Below are 7,711 nucleotides of genomic sequence, written 5' to 3' on the forward strand. Positions count from 1 at the left end.
GGATGCGGGAGGCAAGCCGGTCGGCAAGGAGTTCGGCCGTTACCTCGAGCTCGTCGGCGAAGTCGGTGCGTTTCAGGGCCGAGACGACGCGCTCCGGGTCGAGGTCCGGGAAAAAGACCTGGGCGTAGTCGTTCGAGAGGACTTCCTGCTCGTGGCGGAGGATCATGTGGGCGAACTCGTGCAGGACGATCTGCTGGCGGTGCACCTCTGACGCCGCCTTGGCGTGGAGGATGAGGTCCAGGCCGTCCAGGCCGAACCACAGGCCACAGACCTTGTCGGTGGGGGTGTTGTCGATCGGCTTGATGACAATCGGACGCCCGCTCGCGGTCTCCAGGTGGGTCTGGATGGAACTCATGGAGACCGGTTCCTGCAGCCGCAGGCCTTCTTCCGCGGTCCGGGCCCGCGCTCGGGCGACGCTGTAATCCATGGAGCTGATCCTTGGGATGGTCCGATAAGGGGCCGGAGTCCCTCCGACTCCAAGGAGGAGCGTATCAGCCCGGTTCAGGGGCCTTCTTGGCGCCCGGCGTGTCGGAAGAAGTGACGTTCGTATCCGCCAGCTGCTCGTCGATGAGGTCCCGGATCTGAAGGAGCGTCTCGGATGACAAGCCGCCGAGCTGCCGGGCAGCGAAATTGCGGACCTTGTTGGCCCGCATGCTGGCCAGGAGGTCGAGCTGGGCTTCGACTTTCTGGGGCAGCTCGTCCTGGTCGTGCAGCAGGTAGTCGCGGTTCACGCCGAAAAACTTTGCGAGGTTCTGCAGGAGCTCGGTCTTCTTCACCTCGGGCCCGGACCCGGTGCGCATGTAGTGCCAGCGGGCGCGGGAGATCGGGGTGCCGGCCGTCTTCATGGCGGCGCTGACGTCGTTGAAGGTGATCTTCTTCCCGGAGGCTTCCGAGGAATCAAGGAGAAGGTTCAGCTTCCTTGCGAGTGCCGCGCCCGGCCCGGAATCGACTGACGCGTCGTTCATCGCGCGGCTCCTTTTCTGCGGTCGAAGGGTGGATCCAGAAGACGATATCATCCGATTGGACATGTCCAATAATTTTGCATTACCCTCTGAAAACAGAATTGGACATGTCTATTTCTGCACCGGAGGGGTACCGGGCCACGCCTCCGGTACCGCCTCCATAGTGGAGGCACGCAGCCTAAGGGTTGCCCGTCAGGGGAGCCGCGCTCCGGCTGGCGCCACGACGGCCGCATTCCTGCAGGAGCTTTTGGGGGGCCGGCAGGGATGCGGTCTTTTGGTTGGCCCGGCGGCGTGAGGTCCCAGTGTTCCTGTCGACGGCGGCCGCCGCGGGAGACGATGCGCTCCCCGGTCTGCGGGTCGTTAGTCCTTGGACGTCCGGCCTCGGGCCCGTCGAGCTGCCCAAACCACGAAGACGACGATGAACGTGACGGGCAAAAGCACCAGCGGGTTCCAGCCTTTAACTGTCATTTGTCATCCCTCGATCCGCTTGCAAGTCTCTTGCGCAGACTCTACGCCAGCGGCCACGAGGCGAGAACGCTTTGGCGGGAACGTCCGGTGGGCTCCTGGCCGGGGCAGCGGGTATTGCTACTCAGCGGCAGCGGGGGCGACGCCGTAGCCCGTCTGCGGGGAAGCAGAAAAAAACCCCTGGAATCCGTGGATTCCAGGGGTTTTCCCTTGTGCGCGGAGGGGGACTTGAACCCCCACCCCCTTTCGAGGACTAGCACCTCAAGCTAGCGCGTCTGCCATTCCGCCACCCGCGCAGGTGGTAATTCCGAGTTCGTTTCGCCTTTCAGCGTTTTGCTTTTCTCGGAAGCAGCGAGAAAGACTCTAGCACGACTTTTCCGGAAACAAATAATCGGGGTCCGCGGGGGTGGTGTGGGTAGGCTGAAGCAAGCAATTGAGCCACCCGCCACGAGGAGCCGCTATGACTGACAACCGGACCGAAACCAGGCCAGAGGATGAGGTCGTCAGGATCTGCCAGGAGCTGATCCGGATCGACACGTCCAACTACGGCGACGGCTCCGGCCCCGGTGAACGCGCGGCCGCCGAATACACCGCCGGGCTCATGGCCGAAGTCGGGCTGGACGCCGAAATTTTCGAAGCAGCACCCGGCCGAGCCAGCGTAGTCACCCGGCTGGCGGGGGAGGACCCCTCCGCCAGCGCCCTGGTGGTCCACGGCCACCTGGACGTCGTCCCGGCCCTGCGCGAACAGTGGTCGGTTGACCCCTTCGGCGCCGAACTGAAGGACGGCCTGATCTGGGGACGCGGCGCCGTGGACATGAAAGACATGGACGCCATGATCCTGTCCGTGCTGCGCAATTTCGCCCGCACGGGACGCAAACCCAAGCGCGACCTCATCTTCGCGTTCTTCGCCGATGAGGAAGCCGGCGGCACCTACGGCGCCCGCTACGCCGTCGAGAAGCGGCCCGAACTCTTTGAGGGCGCCACGGAGGCGATCTCCGAAGTCGGCGGCTTCTCCGCCACCATCGGCGGCCAGCGCACCTATCTGCTCCAGACGGCGGAAAAGGGCCTCTCCTGGCTCCGCCTGGTGGCCCACGGCCGCGCGGGCCACGGCTCCCAGATCAACACCGACAACGCCGTGACCAGGCTTGCCGGCGCGGTCTCCCGGATTGGTGCCTACAACTGGCCGATCGAGCTCACGCCGACCACCCGGCAGTTCCTCGACGGCGTCACCGAACTCACCGGGGTCGAATTCGACCCCGATGACCCGGAGAAGATCCTGAAGGAACTCGGCACCGTAGCCCGCTTTGTTGGCGCCACACTGCAGAACACCACCAACCCCACCCTGCTCAAAGGCGGCTACAAGCACAACGTCATTCCGGAATCGGCCGAGGCCCTCATCGACTGCCGGACCCTGCCCGGGCAGGAACAGCAGGTGCTGGAAATCGTGCGCGAACTCGCCGGCACCGGAGTGGACATCAGCTACGTGCACAACGACGTCTCGCTGGAGGTGCCGTTCGCCGGCAACCTCGTCGATTCGATGATCGATGCCCTGCATTCCGAGGATCCGGGCGCCAAGGTGCTGCCGTACACGCTCTCCGGCGGGACCGACAACAAGTCCCTGAGCCGGCTCGGCATCACGGGCTACGGCTTCGCCCCGTTGATGCTGCCGGACGAACTCGACTTCACCGGCATGTTCCACGGCGTCGATGAGCGGGTCCCGGCGGATTCCCTGAAATTCGGCGCACGGGTGCTGGACACCCTGCTCACCAACTACTGAGCGGACACTGCCTGCCATGACGCCCGAGGACATCCTGAGCGGGCCGCTGCTGGAACGGATCCGCGGCCGCGCCGCCGGCTACGACCGCGACAACGCCTTCTTCCACGAGGACCTCGCGGATCTCACGGCGGCCGGCTACCTGAAAATTTTCGTCCCGGTGATCGACGGCGGGCTCGGGCTCGGGCTGGCGGAAGCGGCACAGTTGCAACGCAGGCTGGCGACCGCGGCGCCGGCCACGGCCCTGGCCGTCAACATGCACCTGGTGTGGACCGGCGTCGCCCACGTCCTTGCCGCCCGCGGTGACTCCTCGCTGGATTTCATCCTTCAGGAAGCGGCACAGGGTGAGCTCTTCGCCTTCGGCAATTCGGAGGCAGGCAACGACTCCGTGCTGTTCGATTCCCGCACGGAGGCCGTCCCGCTGCCCGGCGGCGGCTACAGCTTCACGGGCCGCAAGATCTTCACCAGCCTGTCACCGGCGTGGACACGGCTGGGCATCTTCGGGAAGGACGCCAACGCCGCGGACGGCGCCGGGGAACTGGTCCACGGGTTCATCACCCGGGATACCCCCGGCTACGAGATTTTGCCCGACTGGGACACTCTCGGCATGCGGGCCAGCCAGTCCAACACGACCCTCCTGGAGGGCGCCGTCGTCCCGGCCGAACGGATTTTCCGGAAACTGCCGGTGGGCCCGAACGCCGACCCCCTGATCTTCGCGATCTTCGCCTGCTTCGAGACCCTCCTCGCCGCGGTGTACACCGGAATCGGCGAACGGGCCCTCACGCTCGGGGTGAAAGCGGTGCAGCGCCGGACATCGTTCAAGAACGGCGGCCGCAGCTACGCCCAGGACCCGGACATCCGCTGGAAGGTGGCGGAGGCGGCGATGGCCATGGATGCGCTCTACCCGCAGCTGTCCTCCGTGGCGGCCGACGTCGACGCTCTCGCGGACCACGGCAGCCAATGGTTCCCCCGGCTCGTGGGGCTCAAGGTCCGGGCCACGGAGACGGCACGCACCGTGGTGGACCTCGCCATCCGGGTATCCGGCGGCTCCAGCTACTTCCGCGGCTCCGAGCTGGAGCGGCTGTACCGGGACGTGCTCGCCGGCATGTTCCATCCATCAGATGACGAGTCGGCGCACAATACCGTGGCGAACGCCTGGCTGGGCCCGCTGGAGACACCCTAGAGGGCCCAGGACTCCCCGCGGCGTTCGCGGCTGCCGATCCCAGCTGATGCGCGGCCGGGATCCGTGTGCGGCCTAGACGGTGCGCTGGACCTGGATGACTTTCCGGCGCAGCCAGAAACGCCGGCCGCCGCCCACGTAGAGGCGGCTGCGTTCCAGTTCCCATTTGCCGTACTCGGAATGCTCCACGAGCCGGCGACGGGCCTCGGGGAGCGAATCCTCAGGGCCGACCGTCAGAACGAGGTACTCGTACTGCTTGACATAGTCCCGTTCCCGCCGGACCGAGCTGCTCAGAAAATGTTCTTTCATTGCTCTCCATTTTCGTCTTTTTCCGACTAACGTGAAGTCATGAGCATCGATCCGCGTGTCGCGCTTCAGTCCCTGACCTCTGCACTGGAAGAACACCTGGCGGCGGCCTCCGCCCGCAGAAGTGACGGGGATCCCGCGGTCGAGGCGGCGTTCTTCGCCGTTGCCGATGCCTTTGAAGTCTACGACGATGCCCTGTATGAGGCGTATGGGGAAGTGACGCCGCTCGAAGTGATCGACGGCGACGAAGACGGCGAGGAAGACGATGTCGACGACGAAGAGGATCTCGAGATCCTCGAGAATTCCGAGAACTAGGGGGACCTGCGGATCTCCGCGGCCTCAGCCGGGGTCGGACACGTCTTCGAGCGCCTGCGCGATCTCCGGCGGCAGCGGCGCGAGCGCCGAATCCAGGATCTCCTTGAGCTGAACCGGTGTCCGGGGGCCGACGACGGCGGTTGCCACCCCCTGTTGGGACAACAGCCAGCTCAGCGACACATCCAGGGCAGTCCGGCCGAGCCCCTTCGCCGCCATGGCGACGGCTTCCACCACGCTGGACGCCGGTCCCTCGAGATAGGGTTCCACGTACGTCGCCAACCGCTGGTTGGCGGCCCGGGAATCAGCCGGGATGTGGCCGCGGTATTTGCCGCTTAGGACGCCGCGTCCCATCGGAGCCCAGGCCATCAGGCCCAGCCCCGCGTCCTCGATGGCCGGAATGAGCTCAATCTCCGCGTTGCGCTGCAGGAGCGAGTATTCGGACTGGTTGGCCACGAGGGGGAAGCCCGCGATTGCGGCGGCCTTTGCAGTCTGCCAGCCGTTGAAATTGGAGACGCCGGCGTAACGCGCCCGGCCGGACCGCACCGCGTGGTCCAGCGCTGACAGGGTTTCCTCCAGCGGAGCATTCGGATCCCAGGCGTGCGCGAACCAGAGATCCACGTAATCGGTTCCCATCCGGGCCAGGCTCGCGTCCAGCCCGGAGAGCATGCCGTTGCGGGATGTGTCGACGCTGCGGCGACCGTCCGCCGTCGTCAGTCCGGCCTTCGTGGAGATCACCACTTCGGAGCGCGCCACGACGTCGCCCAGTATTCCGCCGAGCATCGCCTCGGCCTGCCCGTCGGCGTAGGACGCCGCCGTATCGATCAGGGTTCCGCCGGCATCGACGAAGGTGCGCACCAGGGCGGCGGCATCCTGTTCCTCGGTTTCCCTGGCCCAGGACATGGTGCCGAGGGATAGGGCGGACACGCGCAACCCACTGTTGCCGACATAACGCTGCTGCATGTCAGCTAGCTTACGGGGTCGGGCTGCTTCGTAACGTAGGGTCTATAAACGTGAACTGGATACAAGCGGCTCTGCTGGGCCTGGTACAGGGGCTGACCGAGTTCCTCCCGATTTCCTCGAGCGCCCATCTGCGGATTGTCGGCGCCTTCCTCCCGGAAGCGTCCGATCCCGGCGCCGCCTTCACGGCCATCACGCAGCTGGGCACCGAGACGGCGGTGATCGTCTATTTCTGGCGCGACATCCTGCGGATCATCCGTGCCTGGTCCGGTTCGCTGACCGGCAAAGTCTCCCGGCAGGACCCGGATGCGCGCATGGGCTGGCTGGTGATCCTGGGCAGCATCCCGATCATCGTCCTGGGCCTGCTGTTCCAGGACCAGATCGAATCGGTACTCCGCAGCCTGTGGGGCGTCGCGACCATGCTGATTATCTTCGGCATGGTCCTCGCGGTTGCCGACACCATCGGCCGGCAGGACCGTGAACTGACGCAGCTGACCTACAAACATGGCCTCTTTTACGGACTGGCGCAGGCCCTGGCGCTGTTCCCCGGTGTGTCCCGCTCCGGCGGCACGATCAGTGCCGGGCTCCTGATGGGCTACACCCGTGAGGCGGCGGCCCGCTACTCCTTCCTGCTGGCCATCCCCGCCGTGTTCGGCAGCGGCCTGTACCAGCTGTACAAGGTGGTCTCCAAGGAAGGCATCACCGGCCCGTACGGGCTCCCGGAAACTGCCCTGGCCACCGTGATCGCTTTCATTGTGGGTTACGTCATCATCGGCTGGTTCCTGAAATACGTCTCCACCCGCGGCTACCGGCTCTTCGTCTGGTACCGGATCATCCTGGGAATGTCGCTGTTCCTGCTGCTCGGTTTCAATGTCATCAGCGCCTAGCACTAGGCTTGGTCTGTGAAATCCTGGACCTCCCGCCCTGTTGCCCAGCTCCCCGGCAGCATGCCCGCCCTGAGCCTCTTCGATACCGCCAAGGGCGGAATTGTCACCCTGGAGGCCACGGGTGAGCAGTCCATGTATGTCTGCGGCATCACCCCTTATGACGCCACGCACATGGGCCACGCGGCCAGCTATGTCGCCTTCGACCTCCTCAACCGCGCGTGGCGGGACGGCGGCCAGCACGTCGCCTACGTCCAGAACGTGACCGACGTCGACGATCCCCTCCTGGAGCGCGCCACGGCCACCGGCGTCGACTGGCGCGACCTCGCCGCGAGCCAAATCGAGCTGTTCCAGACCGACATGGAGGCCCTGAATGTCCTCGCCCCGGACCACTACATCGGTGCCGTCGAGGCCGTTCCCCTGATCGTTCCCGCCATCGAACGCCTGCTGCGCAACGGACTCGCGTACCGCGTCCCCGGCACCGGCGGCGAGCCCGACGGCGACGTCTACTACGACGTCGAAGCCGCCGGGAAGCACTCGACGGACGACGTCGACGCCTGGACCCTGGGATCCATTTCCGGACTCTCCGACGCCGAAATGCTGGAACTCTTCGCCGAACGCGGCGGCGACCCTGGCCGGGCCGGGAAGCGCCAGGCGCTGGATCCGCTGCTCTGGCGGGTTGCCCGCGAAGGCGAGCCCAGCTGGCCCGGTGGCGAGCTGGGGGAGGGCCGGCCCGGCTGGCACGTCGAATGCACCGTGATCGCCCAGGAGTACCTGCCCAGGCCATTTACCGTTCAGGGCGGCGGCTCGGACCTTATTTTCCCGCACCACGAAATGGGCGCCGGCCACGCGTACTCGCTGGCGGGCG

The 7,711-nt window shown here is 66.0% G+C and carries 9 protein-coding genes and 1 tRNA gene; 5 read left to right on the forward strand and 5 right to left on the reverse strand.

Annotated elements, in window-relative coordinates; genetic code table 11:
• From Y706_RS29125 to Y706_RS0104075, 3 genes are all read right to left on the reverse strand, one after another.
• On the reverse strand, window positions 1-427 hold a 427-nt coding region (locus Y706_RS29125; protein WP_052355001.1), incomplete at its 3' end, for a hypothetical protein.
• A gap of 64 nt (window positions 428-491) precedes the next feature.
• A complete protein-coding gene (locus tag Y706_RS23545; protein WP_043434689.1) occupies window positions 492-965 on the reverse strand; it encodes a hypothetical protein in 474 nt (157 codons plus the stop codon).
• Window positions 966-1,640: 675 nt separating this feature from the next.
• A tRNA-Leu gene (locus Y706_RS0104075) sits at window positions 1,641-1,723 on the reverse strand.
• 164 nt (window positions 1,724-1,887) lie between these two features.
• Between Y706_RS0104075 and Y706_RS0104080 the strand changes: the two genes are divergently transcribed.
• Window positions 1,888-3,204 (forward strand): M20/M25/M40 family metallo-hydrolase, encoded by a 1,317-nt coding sequence (locus Y706_RS0104080; RefSeq protein ID WP_028275570.1) that lies wholly within the window; start codon window positions 1,888-1,890, stop codon window positions 3,202-3,204.
• A gap of 16 nt (window positions 3,205-3,220) precedes the next feature.
• Entirely contained in the window at window positions 3,221-4,384 is a 1,164-nt protein-coding gene (locus Y706_RS0104085) for an acyl-CoA dehydrogenase family protein (protein ID WP_028275571.1), read from the forward strand.
• Between the two features lie 72 nt (window positions 4,385-4,456).
• On the opposite strand, the gene Y706_RS0104090 is transcribed toward Y706_RS0104085, so the two are convergent.
• Window positions 4,457-4,690, reverse strand: coding sequence for a DUF5703 family protein (locus Y706_RS0104090; RefSeq protein ID WP_018772920.1), 234 nt, complete (start codon window positions 4,688-4,690; stop codon window positions 4,457-4,459).
• A 39-nt stretch (window positions 4,691-4,729) separates the two neighbouring features.
• On the opposite strand from Y706_RS0104090, the gene Y706_RS0104095 reads away from it, so the two are divergent.
• Complete coding sequence (locus tag Y706_RS0104095) at window positions 4,730-5,002, forward strand: hypothetical protein (protein ID WP_028275572.1); 273 nt, start codon at window positions 4,730-4,732, stop codon at window positions 5,000-5,002.
• A gap of 24 nt (window positions 5,003-5,026) precedes the next feature.
• On the opposite strand, the gene Y706_RS0104100 is transcribed toward Y706_RS0104095, so the two are convergent.
• Window positions 5,027-5,962: an aldo/keto reductase gene (locus Y706_RS0104100; RefSeq protein ID WP_028275573.1), complete on the reverse strand. Its 936-nt coding sequence runs from the start codon at window positions 5,960-5,962 to the stop codon at window positions 5,027-5,029.
• A gap of 50 nt (window positions 5,963-6,012) precedes the next feature.
• On the opposite strand from Y706_RS0104100, the gene Y706_RS0104105 reads away from it, so the two are divergent.
• Both Y706_RS0104105 and Y706_RS27765 read left to right on the forward strand, forming a co-directional pair.
• Complete coding sequence (locus Y706_RS0104105) at window positions 6,013-6,846, forward strand: undecaprenyl-diphosphate phosphatase (RefSeq protein WP_028275574.1); 834 nt, start codon at window positions 6,013-6,015, stop codon at window positions 6,844-6,846.
• A 15-nt stretch (window positions 6,847-6,861) separates the two neighbouring features.
• Window positions 6,862-7,711 (forward strand): L-cysteine:1D-myo-inositol 2-amino-2-deoxy-alpha-D-glucopyranoside ligase (locus Y706_RS27765; protein ID WP_043434692.1); only part of this gene is annotated, 850 nt, incomplete at its 3' end.

Source organism: Arthrobacter sp. I3 (assembly GCF_000520575.1).
Taxonomy (GTDB): domain Bacteria; phylum Actinomycetota; class Actinomycetes; order Actinomycetales; family Micrococcaceae; genus Arthrobacter; species Arthrobacter humicola_A.

Excerpts from the sequence above, each read along its gene's own strand:
- Y706_RS23545 (WP_043434689.1), bottom strand. The coding sequence starts at position 965 with ATGAACGACGCGTCAGTCGATTCCGGGCCGGGCGCGGCACTCGCAAGG.
- Y706_RS0104080 (WP_028275570.1), top strand. The coding sequence starts at position 1,888 with ATGACTGACAACCGGACCGAAACCAGGCCAGAGGATGAGGTCGTCAGG.
- Y706_RS0104085 (WP_028275571.1), top strand. The coding sequence starts at position 3,221 with ATGACGCCCGAGGACATCCTGAGCGGGCCGCTGCTGGAACGGATCCGC.
- Y706_RS0104090 (WP_018772920.1), bottom strand. The coding sequence starts at position 4,690 with ATGAAAGAACATTTTCTGAGCAGCTCGGTCCGGCGGGAACGGGACTAT.
- Y706_RS0104095 (WP_028275572.1), top strand. The coding sequence starts at position 4,730 with ATGAGCATCGATCCGCGTGTCGCGCTTCAGTCCCTGACCTCTGCACTG.
- Y706_RS0104100 (WP_028275573.1), bottom strand. The coding sequence starts at position 5,962 with ATGCAGCAGCGTTATGTCGGCAACAGTGGGTTGCGCGTGTCCGCCCTA.